At 65.1% G+C, this 21,085-nt stretch carries 20 protein-coding genes; 10 read left to right on the forward strand and 10 right to left on the reverse strand.

From position 1 onward, the window contains the following. Positions 1–52 precede the first annotated feature (52 nt). Both ACFPQ5_RS18680 and ACFPQ5_RS18685 read right to left on the reverse strand, forming a co-directional pair. Entirely contained in the window at positions 53–394 is a 342-nt protein-coding gene (locus tag ACFPQ5_RS18680; protein WP_379759167.1) for a c-type cytochrome, read from the reverse strand. A gap of 10 nt (positions 395–404) precedes the next feature. Then, positions 405–740, reverse strand: a complete 336-nt coding sequence (locus tag ACFPQ5_RS18685; RefSeq protein WP_136221198.1) for a c-type cytochrome — start codon at positions 738–740, stop codon at positions 405–407. Positions 741–919: 179 nt separating this feature from the next. Here ACFPQ5_RS18685 and ACFPQ5_RS18690 point away from each other — a divergent pair, with 179 nt between their 5' ends. The 5 genes from ACFPQ5_RS18690 (at position 920) to ACFPQ5_RS18710 (ending at position 5,333) form a co-directional block, all read left to right on the forward strand. Continuing rightward, positions 920–1,774: an AAA family ATPase gene (locus ACFPQ5_RS18690; RefSeq protein WP_379759172.1), complete on the forward strand. Its 855-nt coding sequence runs from the start codon at positions 920–922 to the stop codon at positions 1,772–1,774. Next, positions 1,771–2,358 (forward strand): GNAT family N-acetyltransferase, encoded by a 588-nt coding sequence (locus ACFPQ5_RS18695; protein ID WP_379759175.1) that lies wholly within the window; start codon positions 1,771–1,773, stop codon positions 2,356–2,358. The genes ACFPQ5_RS18690 and ACFPQ5_RS18695 overlap by 4 nt, the downstream gene beginning before the upstream one ends. Next, positions 2,352–3,524, forward strand: a complete 1,173-nt coding sequence (locus tag ACFPQ5_RS18700; protein ID WP_379759178.1) for a vWA domain-containing protein — start codon at positions 2,352–2,354, stop codon at positions 3,522–3,524. Before ACFPQ5_RS18695 ends, ACFPQ5_RS18700 begins: the two co-directional genes overlap by 7 nt. 166 nt (positions 3,525–3,690) lie before the next feature. After that, positions 3,691–4,791 carry a saccharopine dehydrogenase NADP-binding domain-containing protein gene (locus ACFPQ5_RS18705; protein WP_379759181.1) on the forward strand — a complete coding sequence of 367 codons (1,101 nt, stop codon included), beginning with the start codon at positions 3,691–3,693 and terminating at the stop codon, positions 4,789–4,791. Further along, the gene (locus tag ACFPQ5_RS18710; RefSeq protein ID WP_379759184.1) at positions 4,788–5,333 is read left to right on the forward strand and encodes a DUF4166 domain-containing protein; all 546 of its coding nucleotides are present in this window, start codon (positions 4,788–4,790) and stop codon (positions 5,331–5,333) included. The genes ACFPQ5_RS18705 and ACFPQ5_RS18710 overlap by 4 nt, the downstream gene beginning before the upstream one ends. Here the strand turns inward: ACFPQ5_RS18710 and ACFPQ5_RS18715 are convergent. Then, positions 5,330–5,935 (reverse strand): CPBP family glutamic-type intramembrane protease, encoded by a 606-nt coding sequence (locus ACFPQ5_RS18715; RefSeq protein WP_379759187.1) that lies wholly within the window; start codon positions 5,933–5,935, stop codon positions 5,330–5,332. The two genes, ACFPQ5_RS18710 and ACFPQ5_RS18715, sit on opposite strands and share 4 nt — an antisense overlap. A gap of 126 nt (positions 5,936–6,061) precedes the next feature. Here ACFPQ5_RS18715 and ACFPQ5_RS18720 point away from each other — a divergent pair, with 126 nt between their 5' ends. Both ACFPQ5_RS18720 and ACFPQ5_RS18725 read left to right on the forward strand, forming a co-directional pair. Beyond that, entirely contained in the window at positions 6,062–7,252 is a 1,191-nt protein-coding gene (locus ACFPQ5_RS18720; RefSeq protein ID WP_379759190.1) for a cation:proton antiporter, read from the forward strand. Beyond that, a complete protein-coding gene (locus ACFPQ5_RS18725; protein ID WP_379759193.1) occupies positions 7,242–8,378 on the forward strand; it encodes a YbdK family carboxylate-amine ligase in 1,137 nt (378 codons plus the stop codon). The genes ACFPQ5_RS18720 and ACFPQ5_RS18725 overlap by 11 nt, the downstream gene beginning before the upstream one ends. A gap of 155 nt (positions 8,379–8,533) precedes the next feature. Here ACFPQ5_RS18725 and ACFPQ5_RS18730 read toward each other — a convergent pair whose 3' ends face one another. The 3 genes from ACFPQ5_RS18730 to ACFPQ5_RS18740 form a co-directional block, all read right to left on the reverse strand. Next, positions 8,534–8,863, reverse strand: coding sequence for a hypothetical protein (locus ACFPQ5_RS18730; protein ID WP_379759196.1), 330 nt, complete (start codon positions 8,861–8,863; stop codon positions 8,534–8,536). 223 nt (positions 8,864–9,086) lie between these two features. Next, positions 9,087–10,073, reverse strand: coding sequence for a gamma-glutamyl-gamma-aminobutyrate hydrolase family protein (locus ACFPQ5_RS18735; RefSeq protein WP_379759199.1), 987 nt, complete (start codon positions 10,071–10,073; stop codon positions 9,087–9,089). 72 nt (positions 10,074–10,145) lie between these two features. Then, positions 10,146–10,961: a response regulator gene (locus tag ACFPQ5_RS18740; protein WP_379759202.1), complete on the reverse strand. Its 816-nt coding sequence runs from the start codon at positions 10,959–10,961 to the stop codon at positions 10,146–10,148. A 291-nt stretch (positions 10,962–11,252) separates the two neighbouring features. Here ACFPQ5_RS18740 and ACFPQ5_RS18745 point away from each other — a divergent pair, with 291 nt between their 5' ends. Beyond that, entirely contained in the window at positions 11,253–13,250 is a 1,998-nt protein-coding gene (locus tag ACFPQ5_RS18745) for a DNA topoisomerase IV subunit B (RefSeq protein ID WP_379759205.1), read from the forward strand. 109 nt (positions 13,251–13,359) lie between these two features. Next, complete coding sequence (gene parC / locus ACFPQ5_RS18750; RefSeq protein WP_379759209.1) at positions 13,360–15,687, forward strand: DNA topoisomerase IV subunit A; 2,328 nt, start codon at positions 13,360–13,362, stop codon at positions 15,685–15,687. A 176-nt stretch (positions 15,688–15,863) separates the two neighbouring features. Here parC and ACFPQ5_RS18755 read toward each other — a convergent pair whose 3' ends face one another. Both ACFPQ5_RS18755 and ACFPQ5_RS18760 read right to left on the reverse strand, forming a co-directional pair. Continuing rightward, positions 15,864–16,382, reverse strand: coding sequence for a hypothetical protein (locus ACFPQ5_RS18755; protein ID WP_379759212.1), 519 nt, complete (start codon positions 16,380–16,382; stop codon positions 15,864–15,866). Between the two features lie 147 nt (positions 16,383–16,529). Further along, complete coding sequence (locus ACFPQ5_RS18760) at positions 16,530–17,945, reverse strand: IgA Peptidase M64 (protein ID WP_379759215.1); 1,416 nt, start codon at positions 17,943–17,945, stop codon at positions 16,530–16,532. A 140-nt stretch (positions 17,946–18,085) separates the two neighbouring features. Here ACFPQ5_RS18760 and ACFPQ5_RS18765 point away from each other — a divergent pair, with 140 nt between their 5' ends. Then, the gene (locus ACFPQ5_RS18765) at positions 18,086–19,117 is read left to right on the forward strand and encodes an alpha/beta fold hydrolase (RefSeq protein ID WP_379759218.1); all 1,032 of its coding nucleotides are present in this window, start codon (positions 18,086–18,088) and stop codon (positions 19,115–19,117) included. A 109-nt stretch (positions 19,118–19,226) separates the two neighbouring features. On the opposite strand, the gene ACFPQ5_RS18770 is transcribed toward ACFPQ5_RS18765, so the two are convergent. Together ACFPQ5_RS18770 and ACFPQ5_RS18775 are read right to left on the reverse strand one after the other, a co-directional pair. Then, the gene (locus ACFPQ5_RS18770) at positions 19,227–19,826 is read right to left on the reverse strand and encodes a hypothetical protein (RefSeq protein WP_379759221.1); all 600 of its coding nucleotides are present in this window, start codon (positions 19,824–19,826) and stop codon (positions 19,227–19,229) included. A 19-nt stretch (positions 19,827–19,845) separates the two neighbouring features. After that, a complete protein-coding gene (locus tag ACFPQ5_RS18775) occupies positions 19,846–21,069 on the reverse strand; it encodes a cyanophycinase (protein ID WP_379759224.1) in 1,224 nt (407 codons plus the stop codon). Positions 21,070–21,085: the final 16 nt, after the last annotated feature.

Raw genomic sequence — 21,085 nt, forward strand, 5'->3', positions numbered from 1 at the left:
TTCGAAAAGCCGGGTCCGGGGGACCGAATACGATGCTGCAGCTAGGCTGGACCTACTTGCTGACCACCAGCTGCGACGGCAGGCTATGCAGGTAGGCGCCGATGTCGATCATGTCCTGGTTCGACAGCGGCTTCGCGAAACCGGCCATGATCGGGTTGCTGCGGCCGTTGGCCTGGTCGCCGCCGCGCTTGTACGCGTTCAGGGCATGGGCGATGTAGTCGGCGTGCTGGCCGGCCAGCTTCGGATAGCTCGGGTCGATCGGCTTGTTGAAGTCGGCGCCGTGGCAGGAGGCGCAATTATACTTCTTGGTCAGCTCTTCGCCGCGCTTGACGTCGGCGGCGGCGGAGCTGAAGGAAACGGCGCCGAGGGCCAGCGCGATGATCAGTTTTTTCATGGCGTGGTCCTTATTTGCGGCTCTGGGCGTTCTGCTGCGAGTAATAGGCGGCGACGTCGGCGATGTCCTGGTCCGACAGGCTGGCGGCGATGCCGCGCATCGATGGATGCTTGCGGTCGCCCTTCTTGTAGGCGTGCAGTGCGGATTCGATGTACTTGGCCGACTGGCCGCCGATCATCGGCACCTGGTAGACCTCGGGGAAGCTGGCCTTGTAGCCGGGGATGCCGTGGCAACCGATACACATTTCGATCTTGTTCGGGGCTGCCTTCGGGTTGCCGACGACGTCCGCGGCCATCGCGGCGCTGCCGCAGGCGGCCAGCACGAGTACTGCCAAAAGTTTTTTCATGGTGGGAATCGCAAAATTTTTAATCGAATACCGCTACCGCACAAAACATTAGCTATCTACTACCAACTGAAGGATTCTAGCCCAACAAAAGGTTGCAGTCTACCAACCTCGTGCGGCCCTTCAGCCAGCCTTGAACTTCTGGCATATACTCAGGATTTCCCTCTTTACGATCGCCACGTATGCAAGCCCAACCCCGTTTCGAAGGCACCGAAAGCTATGTCGCGACCAGCGACCTGAAGCTGGCCGTGAATGCCGCCCTGACCTTGCAGCGCCCGCTCCTGATCAAGGGCGAGCCCGGCACGGGTAAAACCATGCTGGCCGAGGAAGTGGCCGCCGCGCTGGACATGCCGCTCTTGCAGTGGCACGTGAAGTCGACCACCAAGGCCCAGCAGGGCCTGTACGAATACGACGCCGTCTCGCGCCTGCGCGATTCCCAGCTGGGCGACGAGCGCGTGCGCGACATCCACAACTACATCGTCAAGGGCGTGCTGTGGCAAGCCTTCACGGCGCCGGAACCGGTCGTGCTGCTGATCGACGAGATCGACAAGGCCGACATCGAATTCCCGAACGACCTGCTGCGCGAACTCGACCGCATGGAGTTCTACGTCTACGAGACGCGCGAGATGGTCGTGGCCAAACACCGTCCGCTGGTGATCATCACCTCGAACAACGAGAAGGAACTGCCGGATGCTTTCCTGCGCCGCTGCTTCTTCCACTACATCAAATTCCCGGACCGCGAGACGATGGCGGAGATCGTCAAGGTCCACTACCCGCGCCTGAAGCAGGAGCTGCTGAGCGCCGCCCTGCAAAGCTTCTACGACGTGCGCGACATCCCCGGCATCAAGAAGAAGCCGTCGACTTCCGAATTCCTCGACTGGCTGAAACTCCTGATGGCCGAGGACATCCCGGCCGAAGCCCTGCACAGCAAGGACAACAAGACGGTCGTCCCGCCGCTGCACGGCGCGCTGCTGAAGAACGAGCAGGACGTGCACCTATTCGAGCGCCTGCTGAACATGTCGAGGATGAACCGATGATTGCAGTCGAGCCGGTCGCGCTCGAATTCAACGGCGTGCACCTGGAGCCCCTGAGCCTGGAGCACGTCGACGGCCTGCGCCTGGCCGCAGCTGACGGCGATCTGTGGAACCTGCGCGTGACCTCGGTGCCGGAGCCGCACCGCACCCAGGCCTACGTGCACGCCGCGCTGGAGATGAAGGACCGCGTCGCCTTCGCCGTCGTCGATTCCTCGAGCGGCAATGTGATCGGCACCACCAGCTACCACGACATCCTGCCTGCCGTCGACCGGGTCGAAATCGGCTACACCTGGTATGCGAAAAGCGTCCAGCGTAGCCACGTGAACACCAGCTGCAAGCTGCTCCTGCTGTCGCACGCCTTCGATACGCTCGGCTGCGCCGTGGTCGGCTTCCGGACCGATAATTTCAACTACGCCTCGCAAAAGGCCATCGAACGGCTGGGCGCGAAAAAGGATGGCGTGATCCGCCACCACGCGCCGCGGCGCGACGGCACCGTGCGCGATACCGTCATGTACAGCATCGTGCGCGGCGAGTGGCCCGAGATCAAATCGCACCTGCACTACCAATTGAGCCGACACGCATGCTGATCGACTTCTTCTTCGCGCTGCGTAATGCCAAGGTCCCGGTCTCGATCAAGGAATTCCTGACCCTGCTCGAAGCCCTGGAAAAGGCCGTCATCGCCCCGTCGCTAGACGAGTTTTACTATCTCGCGCGCCTGACGCTGGTGAAGGACGAGGCCCACTTCGACAAGTTCGACCGCGCCTTCGGTTCCTACTTCAAGGGCATCGAGGCGGTGTTCGACACCTCGAAGGGCGAGATCCCGCTCGACTGGCTGATCAAGCGCATGGAGCGCGAGCTGACGCCCGAGCAGAAGGCGGCTTTGGCCAAATTCGGCTACGACAAGCTGATGGACCGCCTCAACGAGCTGCTCAAGGAACAAAAAGAACGCCACGAAGGCGGCAGCAAGTGGATCGGCACCGGCGGCACCTCACCCTTCGGCCACGGCGGCACCAATCCGGAAGGCATCCGCATCGGCGGCGCCGGCCGCAACCGCACCGCGGTGAAAGTGTGGGACCAGCGCTCCTACAAGGACTACGACGACGAGCGCGAGCTCGGCACGCGCAACATCAAGGTCGCCCTGCGCCGCCTGCGTCGCTTCGCCCGCACCGGCGCGCTCGACGAATTTGCGCTCGACGAGACCGTGCGCGCCACGGCCAGCAACGCCGGCTACCTCGACATCAAGATGCAGCCCGAGCGCAAGAACCGGATCAAGGTGGTGATGCTGCTGGACGTGGGCGGCACCATGGACGACCACATCGAGCGTACCGAAGAGCTGTTCTCGGCGGCGAAGAGCGAATTCAAGAACATGGAGTTCTACTACTTCCACAACTGCGTCTACGACTACCTGTGGAAGAACAACCGCCGCCGCCACGCCGAGCGCTTCGACACCTGGGACGTGCTGCGCAAGTACCCTGCCGATACCCGCCTGATTTTCGTGGGCGATGCCACCATGAGTCCCTACGAGGTGCTGGCGCCCGGCGGCTCGGTCGAATACAACAACGAGGAAGCCGGCGCCGAGTGGCTGGCGCGCTTCTGCCGCGCGTTTCCCAAATTCGCCTGGCTCAATCCGGAGCCGGAGCACCTGTGGCAGTACCGGCAGTCGATCGCGGTGATCCGGCAGATCATGAATAACCGGATGTTCCCGGTGACGCTCGAGGGACTGGAGCGGGCGATGCGCTTGTTGAGCAAGTAAGCCGCGGGCTGCTCGACATTCGGCGTGGGCACGGGGCGCCCACCCTACGGGTCTGGCAATCGCTGGCCGATGCGTAACGTAGGGTGGGCGCCCCGTGCCCACCCATTTTCACCGCTCGATCCGCCCCCCTTCCCTCCACCACTCCGCCCGTGCTATACACCTACGCATGAGCACCTATCGCGTCCTGGTCATCGGCGGCTACGGCTTCTTCGGCAGCCGCCTGTCCACCCTCCTGTCCCGCCAGCCCAATCTGCACATCCTCGTCGCCGGCCGCTCCCGCACGCAAGCCCAGGCGCTGGTCGACAAGCTCGCCCCCGGCGCCGCCTCAGGGCTCGAAGCCACGGCGCTCGACATCGCGTCCCCATCGCTCGCCGCAGCACTGCGCGCCCTGCAAGCGAACGCCGTCATCCACACCGCCGGCCCCTTCCAGGGCCAGGACTACGGTGTCGCCGCAGCCTGCATCGCCGCGCAAGCCCATTACATCGACCTCGCCGACGGCCGCGATTTCGTCGCCGGCATCGCCGCCCTTAATGACGACGCCGCGCGCGCCGGCGTGCTGGTCACCAGCGGCGCCAGTTCGGTTCCGGCCCTGTCCTGCGCCGCTGCCGACGCGCTGGCCCAGGGCATGCCGCGGGTGACGAGCATCGACATCGGCATCAGTCCCGGCAACCGCACAGACCGCGGCCTGTCCACCGTCCAGGCCATCCTCGGCTATTGCGGCAAGCCGCTGCCGGGCGGCGCGATCGGCTGGCGCGGCACCCGCAGCCACGACTACCCGGCCCCGGTCGGGCGCCGGCTGCTGTCGGCCTGCGACGTGCCCGACCTGGTCCTGCTCGGCCCGCGCTTTGCCGGCACGCCGGCGGTCCGCTTCGGCGCGGGACTCGAACTGCATGTGCTGCATTGGGGGATGAATGTCATGGCCCTGCTGGCGCAGCGCGGCCTGGTGCGCAACTGGGCGGCTCATGCGCCTTTACTGAAACGGATCGCCGACTGGTTCCGCCACCTCGGCTCCGATGCCGGCGCCATGCACGTGCGCGTCACCGGGACAGGCACGGACGGCAGCGCGCACACGCGCAGCTGGTCTCTGGTCGCAAGGGACGGCGACGGACCCTTCGTTCCCACCCTGGCCGCGGCGGCGCTGGTACGGCGCCTGGCGGCCGGCGAGACCTTCGCGCCCGGCGCCCGGCCCTGCCTCGGACTCTTGTCGCTGCAGGACTTCGAACGCGAAGCGGCCGGCCTGGCCATCACCATGAAAGCCGAAGCATGAACGCACGCTCGATGTATGAAACCGTGATGGGACCGGCCTTCACGGAACTGGCCGAACCCGTGCAGGCCTTTCACCGCACCCGCGGCCGGCGCGAGCTGCACGGCTGGGTGGAGACCGAAGCGCCCGCATCGCTGCCGGCCCGGCTGCTGGCCCTGTGCCTGGGCACGCCCCTGAAAGCCTCGTCCGGCGCGATCCGCTTCGAACTCGATGCGCGGCCGGATGAGGAGCTGTGGGTGCGGTACTTCCCGACGCAGACGATGCGGTCCCACATGCGCCTGGTGGAAGGCGAGCTGACCGAGCGCCTGGGACTGACGCTGCTGCACTTCCGGCTCAGCGCGCGCGACGGCCGGCTGGCGATGCATTTAAACGGCCTGAAATTCCTCGGCATCCCCTGCCCGCGCTGGGCCTTGCCGCGCATCGTGGCCGAAGAGGAAGGGCGCGACGGCCGCCTGTATTTCACGGTGCGCGCCGCGCTGCCGCTGGTGGGACAGGTGGCCGGCTATACCGGGCACCTGGTGGTGCACGAAACGGCGAACGCCTAGGCGCGCGCTCCCCGCAGCGTATTGCGGACCACATACAGCCCGATCACGTCGAGCGCCGTGTGCACCATCATCGCCGCCAGCAGGCCCACGTTCTGGTAGATGAAACCCAGCGCCACGCTGGCGCCGAACACGCCGGCCGCCTGCACCAGGGTCGCCTTGTTCAGGCGGCGGAACTGGTACACCGGCGTATGCGTCAGCAGGAAGACGATCGAGGTGATCCACACGCCCAGCAGCGGCTGCAGCGCCGCGCGGAACAGCAGCTCTTCGCCGATCGCGGCGGCAAGGCTGATCCAGACCGGATTCAGGCCCGACAGGTCGAGGCGGCCATAGGCCTTGATCGTGTTGGCCGTCGCTTCCGATTTCGCCGTCAGGCGAAAGCTGACATACGAAGCCACCGCCGCCAGCGCCGACAGCACCAGGCCGCACAGCAGCTGCGTCGCGACGCCCATCGGGCCGCGGATGACGGATAGAAAATCGTCCTGGGCCACGAAAATGATCAGGCAGGCGATCAGGGAAAAGCCGACGCAGGTCAGCACCTGGGCGGTCAATCGAATCGGGGCACGTGCCTGGGCCTGCGGTTGCGGTGGAATCGGTTGAGACATGAAAACGCATGAAGAATGGCGGTGCGCCATTCTAGCAGCGGCGTCCGCCCAATCGTGCGCGGGTCGCGGCGCATCGCTCTTGTAAAATCGACAAAAGACCAGCCGATGTGTTCACGAGGAGCCCGCATGCCCGATTTGTTGCCGATCCTGACCAGCCTTGCCTGGCCGCTCGCGATCGCCATCGCCTGGATCGCGGGGGAATTCGGCCAGCGCTGGACCGGCCTGCCGCGCATCAGTTTCTATGGGCTGGTCGGCTTCGCGCTCGGCAGTTCGCAGCTCGGCGTGCTGCCGGCCCCCGACGCCGGCGCCGCCTCGATGCTGGCCGACGTCGCCTTCGGCCTGATCCTGTTCGAACTCGGCTACCGCATCAACCTGCGCTGGCTGCGCACCAATCCCTGGATCGGCGTCAGCGGCCTGGTCGAATCCCTGTCCACCTTCGTTGCCGTCTATTTCATCGCGACTGCTTTCGGCACGCCGCAATTGACGTCCCTGATGCTGGCCGCGCTGGCCATGGCGACCTCGCCGGCGACCGTGGTGCGCGTAATCAACGAGCAGCGCAGCTCGGGCCAGGTGACGGAACGGGTGCTGCACCTGACCGCCCAGAACTGCGTGCTGGCCGTGTTCGCCTTCAATGTCGTCGTGGCTTTCTGGATCTTCCGCACCTTCGAAGACCTGGGCGACGCCATCTGGAACAGCCTGGTGCTGCTGGCGGTGTCGATCCTCACCGGCGCCGTATTCGGCCTCGCCGTGCCGGCGCTGCTGCGCGGCTTCAAGAACCCGAGACAGGACGCCACCGTCGCCTTTGCGCTGGCGGTGATCCTGCTGGTGGCGCTGTCGTACGCGGGCGGCCTGTCGCCGGTGGTGGCGACGCTCGCCTTCGGGCTGGTCGCGCGCCACCGGCGCGTCGCCTACAGCCAGGCGCAGCGCGGCTTCGGGGCGCTGGGCGAACTGCTGACGGTACTGCTGTTCGTGTTCGCCGCCTCGACGCTGGACTGGGAGAAGGTCGCCGCCGGCAGCGTGCTCGCCGTCGTGATCGTGCTGGCGCGCCTGCTCACCAAAACCCTGGGTGTGATGGCGTTTGCCCACCTGTCCGGCATCTCCTGGCGCAAGGGCGCGCTGGCCGGGGTGGCGCTGGCGCCCTTGTCCGTGTTCGTGATCCTGCTGCTGGAACACGCGCGCCTGCGCGGCGTGCACGTGGTCGAGGAGTTGCGCTCGGTGGCGGCGGTGACGATGCTGCTGGAGGTATTCGGCCCGATCATCATCCAGCGCGCCCTGGTCTGGGCCCGCGAAGCCCCGGAGCTGCGCCATGCCGCTTGAACCCTTCAGCCAGTCGACGCCGCTGACCTTCGGGGTCGAACTCGAACTGCAGCTGGTCAGCCTGTCGGACTTCGACCTGACCGCCGCCAGCCCCGACCTGCTGCACCTGCTGTCCCGTAAGCCCTTCCCCGGCAATGTGACGCCGGAGATCACCGAGAGCATGATCGAAATTAATTCGAGCGTGCACTCGCACTATCCGGCGCTGCTGGCCGAACTGCAGGAAATCCGCGACACCCTGGTGACGGCCGGCGACGTGCTGAACATCGGCATCGCCGGCGGCGGCACCCACCCCTTCCAGCACTGGTCGGAACAGAAGATTTTCCCGAAGCCGCGCTTCGAGCACCTCTCCACGCTGTACGGCTACCTGGCCAAGCAGTTCACCGTGTTCGGCCAGCACGTGCACATCGGCTGCGGCGACGGCGACAACGCGATGTACCTGCTGCATGCGCTGAGCCGCTACATCCCGCACTTCATCGCCCTGTCGGCCTCCTCTCCCTTCGTGCAGGGCCACGACAGCCTGTTCGATTCGGCGCGCCTGAATTCCGTGTTCGCCTTCCCGATGAGCGGACGCGCGCCCTTCATGCTGACCTGGTCCGAGTTCGAATCGCACTACTACGCGAAGATGGAGCGCACCGGCATCGTCAAGAGCATGAAGGATTTTTACTGGGACCTGCGGCCGAAGCCCGAGTACGGCACGATCGAACTGCGCGTGTGCGACACGCCGCTCAGCGTCGAACGGGCGGCGGCGCTGGCGGCCTATCTGCAGGCGCTGTGCAGTTATCTGTTGGAGCGCTTCGACGAGCCGCCCGTCGAGGACGATTACCTCGTCTACAACTACAACCGCTTCCAGGCTTGCCGCTTCGGGCTGGAGGGGGCGATCACGCATCCGAAGACCTACGAGACGGTGTCGCTGCGCGAGGATATCCTGGCGACGCTTGGCAAGATGGAGCCGTATGCGGCGGCGCTGGGTAGTCAGGAGGGTTTAAAGCACCTGGCGGCCGCGGCGGCCAACGGGAGCGATGCGGCGCTGTTGCGGCAGCAGTACGAGCAGCAAGGGAGCGTGGAAGGGATGGTGCATGCCGCCATTAACTGGTTCCGCGGCGAGCGGAGATTTCGGCGCAGGTAGGGTGGAGTCCTGACTCCACGCGTTTGGAACGGATGACCATTTGAAACGTATCCCACCTTGGATGCGTATCCGATCATGCGTTTCGATTGCTCACCCGTTCCGCGCGTGGAGTCAGGACTCCACCCTACATATCCCGCAACTCAGCCGCTACCTCATCAAGCCGGGCTCGCCCCTGCCCGGCTGCTTCGCATGATCCGCTCGATGAAATTACGCTTGACCGGCCGCGGCATCCCTTCGTCCACCAGCGCCGCCCAGCGTTCGCACAGCTGCTCGCAGGTCGCGCGCAGCACCGGGTCGATGTCCGGCAGCCGCGCCAGCGCGCTCAGGTGGCGCTCGATCACCGAGGCCAGGCGCACGCAGGGTTTGTCCTTTTCGTCGCGCGCGGTGTAGTGCGACATCAGGTGCAGGACGGAAGCGAGCATGACGACGTCGCGCTGGGGCATGGCGGGCGACGGCGCGGCGCTGCCGATAAGTGGATCGTTCATAACAGTCCCTTCGATCATGTCGTGAATGAGAATGATTCTCATTCATTATGATCAAGAGAGATGGCTGATGCAAGCGGTTTTGCAAGCGTGTGAACATAACCAGGCGGTCATTGTCCAGACGCCGCAAGACGTGGAGTCGGGACTCCACCCTACGTCAGCTGCGATTCGTAGGGTGGAGTCCTGACTCCACGCATTTCTACAATATGAACATAGGCGGTGCGACTTAGAGCCGCGTCTCGCGCGCCGCCCGTAAAAATTCGTCCAGCACAGGCGTGCAGTCGAGCAGGTCGGTGCCGCCCGCCCGGTGAAATTCCGGATGCCACTGCAGCCCCATCACGAAATCCGCCTTGTCGTAGCGGATCGCCTCGACGATCCCGTCCGGATAGGACATCGCCTCGATGCGGATGTCGCGTCCCAGCTCCTTGACCGCCTGGTGGTGGATCGAATTCACGATCGGCCGCCCCGCGTTGGGGAACATGCGGCCCAGCGAGGAACCCGCCGGGAATTCGATCGCGTGGCGGTGGGCGTCGTAGTCGGTGTGCACGTGGGCGAGCGCGGCCGGCACGTTGGTCGCCACGTCCTGGTACAGGGTGCCGCCAAAGGCGACGTTGATCAGCTGGCAGCCGCGGCACACGCCCAACACTGGTTTGCCGGCCTCGACGAATTCGTGCAGCAGTTCCAGTTCGTATAAATCGCGGGCGCGGTCGCCGCTCCATTCGGGCCGCGTCGGCGATTCGGAATAGGTCTGGGGCGAGACGTCAGCCCCGCCCTGCAGCACCAGGCCGTCCAGGTGGCGCGCGTAGTGGCGCAGGGTGATATTGCTGGGGTGGAGCAGGCCGTTCGTGTTCACCGTCGGGATCATGAACACCAGCACGTCGCGCGACATCACCCACTGGGCGATCGATTCCTCGAGATATTGCAGGTTCTTGCTGCGCAGGCCGGTAGCGCCCGGTTCGGGGTGAAAGATGCGGGCCGACACGCCGATGCGCAGGGTGCGGCGCATGAAGTCGCGGCTGAAGCGGTCGCGCAGGGCGCGCCAGCGCGAACTGAGGACGCGGCCGGCCAGGGCGAAAGGCGTGTCGCCGGGACGCTGGTAGCGCGGCGCGCCATTGCCTGCGCGGCGGTCGGGAATGCGCTGCGGTGTTTCAGTGCGGTTTTCCTGCGGCGGACCGGGCGCCTCGCCGCGCTGCTTCACTTGTTCGTCTGCCATGGGACCAATATAGCCCCGCTACGCTCGCGCACGATTCAGAGTTGTAACAAAGTGACACCGGATGAGTTCAGATCACGCCGGCATCTCGGGAAGCGACGCCAATCGTTGAAGCATCGCCACCAGGCTGCGGTCCCCCACCGGCTTGTCGAGCAGCCCGCGCACCCCGGCCCCATGCGCCAGCGTGCTGTCATAGTTAAAAGTGCGGCCCACCAGCAGCACGACCGCCGTCTTCTCCGCTCCTTGCTGCGCCTTGATGTCCCGGCTCAGGCCGTAGGGATCGATACCGGGCGCGGCGGTATTGATCATCGCCAGCGACACCGGCGTCTCGTCGCACAGGCGCACCGCCATCGGCGCGCTGTCGGTCCAGGCGATCGCGAGGCGGCTCGGTCCCACCAGGCCGGCCAGGTGGTCGCGGAAGGCGCCGCCCTTGTCGACGATCAGCACCTTGCCGTCGCGCGGCGGCTGGCGTTCCGAGGGGCAGCCGGCATCTGGTCCGAGCCTGGGACGGCGCCGGCGTTCAGCCAGCAGCGGTTCGCCGCGCGCGCTGAGCAGCATCAATGCACGCCGCCGCTCGGCCAGCAATTTCACCATGCAGGCATACAGTTCGTCCGGTTCGAAGGGTGGAGATAGTTGGGTGTAGCTGGCGCGGGCCATGCCGCCGATGACCAGGGCCGGCGGCGGACAGCGCATGCCGTCGAGCCAGGCCAGGGCAGCGGGACTGGTGCCGTCGGCCAGGACGATGTCGGGCTCCTGCAGGCTGTCCTCATGCAGGCAGGCATACAGCGGTCCCGAGCGCGGGGCGCTGGCCAGCAAGGTCGCCAGGTGCGCGGTGGCACAGGGCGAGAATCCGAGCAGTCTGACTGCGGTCGGCGTTTTTTGTGCATGCATGATCATTATCCGGTGCGTGCGGCGGTCACGAGTCCGGACCTGTTGCAGATCAGATTGCGGTAAGATGGCGAGTCTTGCGATTATTACTGTATGCATGTACAGTAGTAGTCTCAATACATGCCTTCCGCTCAACGGTTCTCGGGGCCGCTTGACGTAGCAAGCTTGCGTACCAATCTAGTCACGTTTCCGCGCGTTGACAAGAACAATCCGCGCATTTGCCGGCGGCCCCTCCTGCTTTTTCCTCCCGACAAGATATAGAATGCGCAGGCTTTCGATAAAACACTGATCAGCATGGCAACCAAGAAACCCGCACCCGATTACAGCGAATCATCCATCCGCGTCCTGAAAGGACTCGAGCCCGTGAAGCAGCGTCCGGGCATGTACACCCGGACCGAGAACCCGCTGCACATCATCCAGGAAGTGATCGACAACGCCTCGGACGAAGCGCTGGGCGGCTACTGCAGCAACATCGGCGTGACCCTGAACGTCGACGGTTCCGTCACCGTCGAAGACGACGGCCGCGGCATCCCGGTCGGCATCCACCCCGAAGAAGGCGTGTCCACGGTCGAAATCGTGTTCACGCGCCTGCACGCCGGCGGCAAGTTCGACAAGGGTTCGGGCGGCGCCTATGCCTTCTCGGGCGGCCTGCACGGCGTCGGCGTGTCCGTCACCAACGCGCTCTCGAAGCGCCTGGAAATCACCGTCTGGCGCAAGGACGAGGACGGCAACGGCATCCACAACCTGGTCTTCGCCGATGGCGACGTCATCGAGCCATTGAGTTCGGTTCCCTTCGAGCGCGGCGGCAAGAAGAACGGTACCCGCGTCACCGCCTGGCCGGACGGCAAATACTTCGACACCCCGAACATCCCGATGACGGACCTGGTGCGCCTGCTGCGCTCGAAGGCCGTGCTGCTGCCGGGCGTGACCGTGACGCTGACCAATGCGAAGACCGGCGACGTCCAGACCTGGCGCTACGACGAAGGCCTGCGCGGCTACCTCACCGAAGCGATGGCGCAGACCTCGAGCGGCCAGACCGTGATCCCGCTGTTCGAAGGTGCGCAATACGCGCCGGCCGGCGACGAAGCCTTTGCCGAAGGCGAAGGCGCGGCCTGGGTCGTGGCCTGGAACGAGGAAGGCGGCCTGGTGCGCGAATCCTACGTCAACCTGATCCCGACCCCGAGCGGCGGCTCGCACGAGTCCGGCCTGCGCGACGGTTTATATGGCGCCGTGAAGGGCTTCGTCGAACTGCACGGCCTGCTGCCGAAAGGCGTCAAGCTGCTGCCGGAAGACGTGTTCGCACGCGTCTCCTTCGTGCTGTCCGCGAAAGTGCTGGACCCGCAATTCCAGGGCCAGACCAAGGAACGCCTGAATTCGCGCGACGCCGTGAAACTGGTCTCGACCTTCACGAAACCGCCGCTCGAACTGTGGCTGAACCAGCACGTCGAGCACGGCAAGAAGCTGGCCGACCTCGTCATCAAGCAGGCGCAGTCGCGCATGCGCTCGCTGCAAAAAGTCGAGAAGAAAAAATCCTCGGGCGTGGCCGTGTTGCCGGGCAAACTGACCGATTGCGAATCCTCGGACATCACCCGCAACGAGCTGTTCCTGGTCGAGGGCGATTCGGCGGGCGGCTCCGCGAAAATGGGCCGCGACAAGGAATTCCAGGCGATCCTCCCGCTGCGCGGCAAGGTGCTGAACACCTGGGAAACCGACCGTGACCGCCTGTTCGCGAACAACGAGATCCACGACATTTCGGTGGCGATCGGCGTCGATCCGCACTCGCAGGGCGATTCGCCTGACTTGAGCGGTCTGCGCTACGGCAAGATCTGCATCCTGTCGGACGCGGACGTCGACGGCTCGCACATCCAGGTCCTGCTGCTGACCCTGTTCTTCAAGCACTTCCCTGCCCTGTTCAAGCATGGCCACATCTGCGTGGCGCGTCCGCCGCTGTACCGCGTCGACGTCCCGCCGCGCGGCAAGAAGCCGCTGCAGAAGCTGTACGCGCTGGATGACGGCGAGTTGCTGGCGATCGAGGACAAGCTGAAAAAGGATGGCCTCAAGGAAGGCAGCTGGAACATCTCCCGCTTCAAGGGCCTGGGCGAGATGAACGCCGAGCAGCTGTGGGAAACGACCATGAACCCGGACACCCGGCGCCTGCTGCCGGTGGCCCTGGGCGGTTTCGACCACGGCGAATCGAGCGCGCGCTTCAATATGTTGATGGGCAAAGGCGAAGCCGCCGCCCGCCGCGCCTGGATCGAAGAACACGGGAACGAAACGGAAGCGGATATTTGATGCGTCGTAAACGCGTGGAGTCGGGACTCCACCCTACGCACACCACGATTCGTAGGGTGGAGTCCTGACTCCACGCGTTGCACCGCCAAGAGAATCGAACAAACTGAATATGACTACGCAAGCAAACCTCTTCGAACAAGCTGCCGAGCCAAGCGACGACATCGAAACGCTGACCCTGTCGACCTTCGCCGAACGCGCCTACCTCGACTACGCGGTCTCGGTCGTCAAAGGCCGCGCCCTGCCCGACGTCTCCGACGGCCAGAAGCCGGTCCAGCGCCGCATCCTGTACGCAATGAACGAACTGGGCCTCGGTCCCACCGCCAAGCCCCGTAAATCGGCGGCCGTGGTCGGCGACGTGCTCGGCAAACTCCACCCGCACGGCGACCAGTCGGTCTACGACGCCTTGGTCCGCATGGCCCAGGACTTTTCCTTGCGCTATCCGCTGATCGACGGCCAGGGCAACTTCGGCTCGCGCGACGGCGACGGCGCCGCGGCGATGCGTTACACGGAAGCCCGCCTGACCCCGATCTCGCGCCTGCTGTTGGATGAAATCGACATGGGCACGGTCGACTTCCAGCCGAACTACGACGGTTCGACGCTGGAGCCGCGCACCCTGCCGGCGCGCCTGCCGATGGTGCTGCTGAACGGCGCCTCCGGCATCGCGGTCGGCCTCGCCACCGAGATCCCCTCGCACAACCTGCGCGAAGTGGCCGACGCCACCGTCGCCATGATCCGCAATCCGAAGATCTCGAACGCGGAACTGATCACCCTGATGCCGGGTCCCGACTTCCCGGGCGGCGGCCAGATCATCACCCCGGCCTCGCAGATCGCCGACATGTACGCCAGCGGCCGCGGCTCGCTGAAGGTGCGTGCGCGCTGGAAGATCGAGGAGCTGGCGCGCGGCCAGTGGCAGGCGGTCGTCACCGAACTGCCGCCGGGCACCTCGGCTGCGAAGGTGCAGCAGGAAATCGAAGAGCTGACCAATCCGAAGGTCAAGCTGGGCAAGAAGACGCTGACGCCGGAACAGATCGCGCTGAAGCAGACGATCCTGAACTCGCTCGATACGATGCGCGACGAATCCGGCCGCGAAGCGCCGGTGCGCCTGGTGTTCGAGCCGAAGTCGAAGAACCAGGACCAGAACGAATTCATGCTCCTGCTGCTGGCGCATACCTCGCTGGAGACCTCGAGCCCGATCAACCTGGTGATGATCGGCGGCGACGGCCGTCCGCGCCAGAAGGGCCTGAACGAGATCATCCAGGAGTGGATCGATTACCGCTTCACGACCGTGCGCCGCCGTACCGAGCACCGCCTGGGCAAGGTCAACGACCGCATCCACATCCTGGAAGGCCGCGAGATCGTCCTGCTGAACATCGACAAGGTGATCGCCATCATCCGCAATTCGGACGAGCCGAAGGCGGCCCTGATCGCGGAATTCAAGCTGTCCGAACGCCAGGCCGAAGACATCCTCGAGATCCGCCTGCGCCAGCTGGCGCGCCTGGAAGCGATCAAGATCGAGCAGGAGCTGTCGCAGCTGCGCGGCGAGAAGGAAAAGCTGGAAGACATCCTGGCCAATCCGTCGACCATGAAGCGCACGATCATCCGCGAAATCGAAGCGGACGCGAAGCAGTTCGGCGACGCGCGCCGTACGCTGATCGAAGAAGCGCAGAAGGCGGTTGCAGAACAGAAGATCATCGACGAACCGGTCACCGTGATCATCTCTGAGAAGGGCTGGGTGCGCGCGCGTACCGGCATCGGCCACGACCCGGCGCAGTTCACCTTCAAGCCAGGCGATACGCTGCTCAACGCCTTCGAGTGCCGCACGGTCGATTCGCTGGTCGGCATCGGCGACAACGGCAAGACCTATTCGGTGCCGGTGTCCGCCCTGCCGGGTGCGCGCGGCGACGGCGTGCCGATCACGACCCTGGTCGACCTGTCGGGCGGCGTGCGCATCCTGCACTACTTCGCCGGCACCGCCGACACGCGCCTGCTGCTGGCAACGTCGAATGGCTTCGGCTTCATCGCCAAGGCCGGCGACATGGTCAGCCGCCTGAAGGGCGGCAAATCCTTCATCACGCTGGACGACGGCGCCCTGCCGCTGCCGCCGCGGATCGTCTCCGACGCGGCCGGCGCGATCGCCTGCCTGTCCGAGAAGGGCCGCGTGCTGGTGTTCGGCATCGACGAGATGAAGGTGCTGACCAACGGCGGCCGCGGCGTGACGCTGATGGAACTCGAGCCGAAGGAAAAGCTGCTGGCTGCACAGCCGATCAGCCAGAAAGGCGTGAACGTGATCGGCACCTGGGCCGGCTCCAAGCCGCGCACGGTGGAGCTGTATGCATCGGGCCTGGAGCCGCACTTCGGCAAGCGGGCGCGCAAGGGCAAGCCGCTGTCGCAGAAGCTGAAGGCGACGGATCTGGCGATGCGTTCCACCGGGGAGTGATGTAGGGTGGACGGCTCCGCCGTCCACGCGTTCAACGCACGGATGCAAATCGAATCGCGGTTTTCACATTCCGGTTGAACGCGTGGACGGGGAACCCGTCCACCCTACGGTTGCGTACCGCGCGATCAAAAAAAATGCCGGCTCGATGCCGGCATTTTTCGTTGACGTCGACCCGATTACTTCTTGGCCGCCGCCTTGTGCACATCGGCCATCGCTTCGGCGCGCACCTGTTCGGTCTTGGCCGCTGCCGTGGCCTTGTCAGCCGCCGCATCGACCTGCTGCTTGAGCGCCTTCTCGTCGGCCTTGATCATGGTCTTCTCGGCCTTCAGGTTCGCTTCCGACACCTTCTCTTCGGCCTTGGCGACTGCCTTGGCGCGGTCTTCCGGGTCGGCCTTGCTGACCTTCTCGGCGGCGTTCGCGTGCGCCTTCACGGCCTTGGCGTGGGCTTTGGCTTTCTTTTCCTGCGCGTCGGCGACGGCCTTGGCGGCTTTCTCGTCGGCCTTGGCGGCTGCCTTCATTTCCTTCGCTTCGGCCTTGGCCACGTCGGCTTCGGCGCGGGCCTCGGCCTTCACGACGGCTTCGGTGTTGGCCGTCGTGACCGGCGCCGTGGTGGTGGTCGTGGTCGTGGTGGCGGTCTGCGCATAGGCGCTGGTGGCGACGAGACCGGCGATCAGGGTGGCGAGCAGTTTGTTCATGATGTTGTCCTTTCGATGCATATGGTGGGTGCGGGTTCTCTCCCGCTTGTTTAACTTTTTATTAACGACGAGCCCAGAATATGCCTCCATGCACAACGGGTCTGTTCGCCATCACACACACCGTTGTTGCGCAACATCAAGCGATTTTTAGCGTGCCGCCGCCCCCGCGTACAGGTCGATGATGTCCGTGATCCCGTCCTGGCACACGGGGCAAAACGCCTCGCTGCGGTCGAACATGATGCACTGCATCGCCGGCCGGTAGTAGCCCTTGGCCTCGTAGTTGGCGCCCTCGAAGGCGCCGATCGTGTGGCGGTGCGGCTGCTTCTCGAACAGGGCTTTGGTACGCGCCAGGTCTTCCCTGAACAGCGCATTCATTTCGCTTTCCGGACGGTTCTCGGCACGCAGCGCGGCGCGCCGTTTCTGGTAGGCGCGCGAGTACTCTTCGTACTCCGCCTTCGGCCACGGCGTCGGCAGCGGCGTGCCCGCCTTCACGTGCTTTGCCCATTTCAGTTTCGACGGGTCGCGCAGCGCGGTCGCATTCGGCTCCCACGGTTCCATGCGCGTGCTGCTGGCCGCGTACGCCACTGGAGACGTGTAGTACTCGTCGGCCAGGCCCGCGAAATGGTGGCCGAACTCGTGCACGAACAGGTAGTTGGCCCACTCGTTGGATGCCGCCGCGGTGCTGAACTGGCCGAAGATGCCGCCGCCGCCATAGGTCTCGTTGTTCACCAGGATCTCGATGAATTCGTAGGGCGCGTACTGGGCGATGTCGCGCAGCGCGCGGTTGTCGAGCGTGAGCACGTAACGTTCGCTGCCGAAGATGTCGTAGCGCGTGCCCAGCCTGGAGGCGTGGTGCACGCCGGTCGAAGGACGCGAGACGCCCGATTCGACGGTCGGCACGGCCAACGCCCAGACGTTGAAGTCATTCGCGCGTTCCTTGAACGGCGAGACCGTGAACAGGTGCTGCGACAGGCGCCGCGCATCCGCCTCGAACTTCTTCATGTCGGCAGCCGTGTAGCCGTCGCCGAGGATCAGCAGGTCGACCTTCTGCGGCGACGGGCCGCTGACTTTCACCGGAATCGGCGTGGCCGGTGCCGGCGGCTGCTTCCTGACGACATCCGGCGCATCGGTATCGATCTCCACACTCCAGGCCACCGAAAAGGCATTGCGCTCGTCGCGCTTCAGGATGCGCACGCGCACCGGACGGTCCGGCTTCGGGAAGCGCACGGACTCGTGAAAACTGCGGCTGATTTTATTGGCCTCGTCGGTCGTACGCCACTCGCCGAAGATGGTGGAAAAGTCGCGCGAGTACAGCAAATCTCCCGTCTTCGCATCGGCCACCTCGACCCGGTTCTGGCCGCGGTTGGTGTTGTCGAAACTGCGCGCGCTGTCGCCCGGCCAGGGCAGCGGTTCGACCAGCACCTGCTCCAGCGCGTAGCTGTCCGAGAGCGCGTTGCCGCTGTGGGTGTAGTCGACGCGGATGGTGGCCGGTTGCGCCGCCTGCGCCAGTGCGGATGCCAGCAGGGAAGCGGCAACGAGCAGGCGCGAAAGAGTACGAAGCATGGGGAATCCTCGAGAAAACGAATCCCGGCATTGTAATCCTGACACAGGCGATTCCGGACAGCGGCGGTGCATACCCGATTCTTGTTGACGCCGGCGCAGCGCCCACCGATGATTACTGAACGACAAGATTCGGAGAACCGATGCGCACCTTGCACCTCCTCGCCGGCGCCCTGCTGGCCCTTCCCTTCGCCTGCATGGCGCAGGCATGCACGTCACCGGGGCAGCGCGTCGACCAGCAGGGTTTCGTGCGCATCAACGGCATCGAGCAATGGGTCACGATGCAGGGCGACAGCTGCGCCAATCCGGTCATCCTGATCGCCCACGGCGGGCCGGGCAATCCGCAAAGCCTGTACGCGAACGGCCCCGACGCGGCCTGGCGCAAGGACTTCACGGTCGTCCACTGGGACCAGCGCGGCGCCGGCATGACCTATGGCCGCAACAAGCCAAGTGAAGACGAGAAGCTGACCGTCGAGGGCTTGCGCGACGACGGCCTGGCCGTGGCGCGCCACGTGCGCGAACGGCTCGGCAAGCGCAAGCTGATCCTGATGGGCGGTTCCTGGGGTTCGGTGCTGGCGGTGAACATGGCCAAGACTGACCCGGACCAGTTCTGCGCCTACCTCGGCACGGCGCAATTCGTCGGCCACCACCAGAACACCGACGGCCACGCGAAACTCATCGAACTGGCGCGCGCGGCCGGCGACAGCGCGACGGTAGCGACCATCGAGGCGCTCGGCCCGCCGCCCTGGAAGAATCCGCGCTCCTTCGGCATCGAGCGCCGCGCCATGCGCAAGTACGAGGCGATGACGACCGATCCGATGCCGAAGGCATGGATGGCGCCGGGCGCGCTGTACGCGACGCCGCAGGCGCTGGCCGACTACGAAGGCGGCGAGGATTATTCCTTCATCCAGTTCGTCGGCATGCAGGACGACGGCATGGCGTCCACGATCGACTTGTATAAACTCGGCACCGACTTCAAACTGCCGGTCTACCTGGTGCAAGGGACCGAAGACCTGCTGACCACGCAGGCCGTCACCCAGCGCTACTACGATGCGATCAAGGCGCCCGTGAAAAAGCTGGTGCTGGTACCGCGCGCCGGCCACGATCCGAATCCGCCGACGGCCGACGCGCAGACCAAGCTGCTGCGCGAGGACATCCGGCCCCGCTGCCTGTGACGAACGCAGGCCTAGTCGAATCGCACCGCAGCAAACTGGTATAAGCCTCAGTCGATCCGGCAAGTGACATCTGCCGGTAGCGCAAGAGCGCAGCACGGTGCACGAATGGTCAAAGTCCGCTCGCAGGGCGGGCGCCGCTTCGGTCGATAGACGGGTTAGGGAGCACGTCTGCGTCGTGCGTTACCTGGTCCGGCGTCCACACCAGTTCGCGAGCCCACACGAGCTTGATTTCACCCGGCTTCGTTGCGGCTTCCAGCCGACAGACGAGGATGTAAGCGAGCTTGTCTTTGACCACGAAGTGGGCCTGGAGCTCGCTGCAAGTGTGCGGTTCCATCACAGCAGTCGGCCAATGCGCCCAAGACCATCGTTCGTCTCGTTTGACGACATTGCCCAATCTGGGACCGATCGGACCTGGCGCGGCGGTCGCCGGCACCTCAAACACGGTAAATCCCGTTGTCTGGGTATTCACCGGAAGCGGCACGGGACTCGTGTTCTTCCACCTGCAACTGACGGTCAGCACTACAAGCCCCTCGGCCAGGGGAACGGCCCGTGCGAACATCTCGCCCTCGAACGATGGAATCTCCCGCCGCCGCCGCAAGTACTCCGACAGCGACCAGCGCCAGAATGCCCACGCTCCAGCCAGCACGATCCCGGCCGCTGTCGTCAGGGCCTGAATTGTCTCCGCAGTGCCGTGTGAGGGAAAATCCATATCGCTTCCGCCGGCCTCTTCACTTGTACTGGTACAGCGGCCTCCTCACCACGATCGGCCGGATATCCAGCCGCACGTTGTAGACCGAATACGCCTCGGTCGTGGCCGACATATAGCCCACGCTTTCCCCCGTGCGCGAGAACTTGAATTCGAAGCCGAGATCCGGCTGCACCGAATTGGCGCTGTCGAGGGTGAGGCCGATGGCTTCGGGCTGGTCGCTGTCGATCAGCTTGCCCATCAAATCGACCACGGTGCTGTTGCCGAGGATGTCGGCCGAGAACAGCGGCTCGCGGTAGTAGGGCCGGGCCGGGTCGAGCCGCCCGTCGGCTTTATCGGGTGCGGGCGTAAAACTGTGGCTGGCGATATTGAAACGGTCGCCGTTGTCGAGGTAACTCAGGCGCACGTTGCTGACGTTGAAATCGCCCTGCTTCGCGTTCGCGGCGGACAGGTCGACCACCAGCGCGCCCTTGTAGCCGATCACCTCGACCTCGCGGTTGGGGCCGACGATCATCGCCGTGTTCTCGTCGATGCCGAGTCCTAATTTGTAGCCCTTCTTGAGCATCGCCGGCAGCATGCGCGCGAAGCGGCCGCGTACCAGCAGGTGTTGGTCGACGAAGACATCGTCGCCGATGAAGCCGAGGCCGGGCGTGATTTCCTGGCCGTCGGTCAGGCCCAGTTTCAGTGTCGCGAGCACGGGCTTCGGATGGCCGAACATGGTGCTGCTCATGATGGCGGCGCCGGCGCTGGTGCCGGCGATCACGCCGCCGCGCCGGTACAGGTCCCACAGGGCGTCGAGCACCATGGTGTTGGAGCCGTCGGTGCGGCGCAGCGCGCGCGTGATGCGCGCCTGGTCGCCGCCGGCGAAGTAGGCACCGCCGGCGCCGCGTACGGCAGCGGCCAGTTCGGGATTGTCGGCGGCGGCCTGGTAGTCGGTGCCGGTCAGGCGCACGGCGACCGGCACGAAGAAGGCGTTGGCGCCGTATTTGTTCAGCCGTTCGACCAGGGCGGCGCCGGATTTTTCGGGATTGGCGGAGGCGGAAGCGAAGACGGCGATGCGCGCGCCTTTTCCGCCGGACAGCTGGACGATACGCTCCCAGACGGCAGCGTTATCCGGGCGCAGGGCGCCGCCGATGATGACGAGCGAGCCCTTGGCTGCTGCTCCCGCAGCCGGCACCTCGGCGGCCTGGGTCGAGGTGGAAAGTAGAGCAACGGCAAGCGCAACGGAACCGGCGATCGGCCACATGAGACACTCTCCCTCT

The organism is Massilia suwonensis, assembly GCF_042655665.1.
Classification (GTDB): Bacteria; Pseudomonadota; Gammaproteobacteria; order Burkholderiales; family Burkholderiaceae_D; genus Telluria; species Telluria suwonensis.

Excerpts from the sequence above, each read along its gene's own strand:
- ACFPQ5_RS18680 (WP_379759167.1), bottom strand. The coding sequence starts at position 394 with ATGAAAAAACTGATCATCGCGCTGGCCCTCGGCGCCGTTTCCTTCAGC.
- ACFPQ5_RS18685 (WP_136221198.1), bottom strand. The coding sequence starts at position 740 with ATGAAAAAACTTTTGGCAGTACTCGTGCTGGCCGCCTGCGGCAGCGCC.
- ACFPQ5_RS18690 (WP_379759172.1), top strand. The coding sequence starts at position 920 with ATGCAAGCCCAACCCCGTTTCGAAGGCACCGAAAGCTATGTCGCGACC.
- ACFPQ5_RS18695 (WP_379759175.1), top strand. The coding sequence starts at position 1,771 with ATGATTGCAGTCGAGCCGGTCGCGCTCGAATTCAACGGCGTGCACCTG.
- ACFPQ5_RS18700 (WP_379759178.1), top strand. The coding sequence starts at position 2,352 with ATGCTGATCGACTTCTTCTTCGCGCTGCGTAATGCCAAGGTCCCGGTC.
- ACFPQ5_RS18705 (WP_379759181.1), top strand. The coding sequence starts at position 3,691 with ATGAGCACCTATCGCGTCCTGGTCATCGGCGGCTACGGCTTCTTCGGC.
- ACFPQ5_RS18710 (WP_379759184.1), top strand. The coding sequence starts at position 4,788 with ATGAACGCACGCTCGATGTATGAAACCGTGATGGGACCGGCCTTCACG.
- ACFPQ5_RS18715 (WP_379759187.1), bottom strand. The coding sequence starts at position 5,935 with ATGTCTCAACCGATTCCACCGCAACCGCAGGCCCAGGCACGTGCCCCG.
- ACFPQ5_RS18720 (WP_379759190.1), top strand. The coding sequence starts at position 6,062 with ATGCCCGATTTGTTGCCGATCCTGACCAGCCTTGCCTGGCCGCTCGCG.
- ACFPQ5_RS18725 (WP_379759193.1), top strand. The coding sequence starts at position 7,242 with ATGCCGCTTGAACCCTTCAGCCAGTCGACGCCGCTGACCTTCGGGGTC.
- ACFPQ5_RS18730 (WP_379759196.1), bottom strand. The coding sequence starts at position 8,863 with ATGAACGATCCACTTATCGGCAGCGCCGCGCCGTCGCCCGCCATGCCC.
- ACFPQ5_RS18735 (WP_379759199.1), bottom strand. The coding sequence starts at position 10,073 with ATGGCAGACGAACAAGTGAAGCAGCGCGGCGAGGCGCCCGGTCCGCCG.
- ACFPQ5_RS18740 (WP_379759202.1), bottom strand. The coding sequence starts at position 10,961 with ATGCATGCACAAAAAACGCCGACCGCAGTCAGACTGCTCGGATTCTCG.
- ACFPQ5_RS18745 (WP_379759205.1), top strand. The coding sequence starts at position 11,253 with ATGGCAACCAAGAAACCCGCACCCGATTACAGCGAATCATCCATCCGC.
- parC (WP_379759209.1), top strand. The coding sequence starts at position 13,360 with ATGACTACGCAAGCAAACCTCTTCGAACAAGCTGCCGAGCCAAGCGAC.
- ACFPQ5_RS18755 (WP_379759212.1), bottom strand. The coding sequence starts at position 16,382 with ATGAACAAACTGCTCGCCACCCTGATCGCCGGTCTCGTCGCCACCAGC.
- ACFPQ5_RS18760 (WP_379759215.1), bottom strand. The coding sequence starts at position 17,945 with ATGCTTCGTACTCTTTCGCGCCTGCTCGTTGCCGCTTCCCTGCTGGCA.
- ACFPQ5_RS18765 (WP_379759218.1), top strand. The coding sequence starts at position 18,086 with ATGCGCACCTTGCACCTCCTCGCCGGCGCCCTGCTGGCCCTTCCCTTC.
- ACFPQ5_RS18770 (WP_379759221.1), bottom strand. The coding sequence starts at position 19,826 with ATGGATTTTCCCTCACACGGCACTGCGGAGACAATTCAGGCCCTGACG.
- ACFPQ5_RS18775 (WP_379759224.1), bottom strand. The coding sequence starts at position 21,069 with ATGTGGCCGATCGCCGGTTCCGTTGCGCTTGCCGTTGCTCTACTTTCC.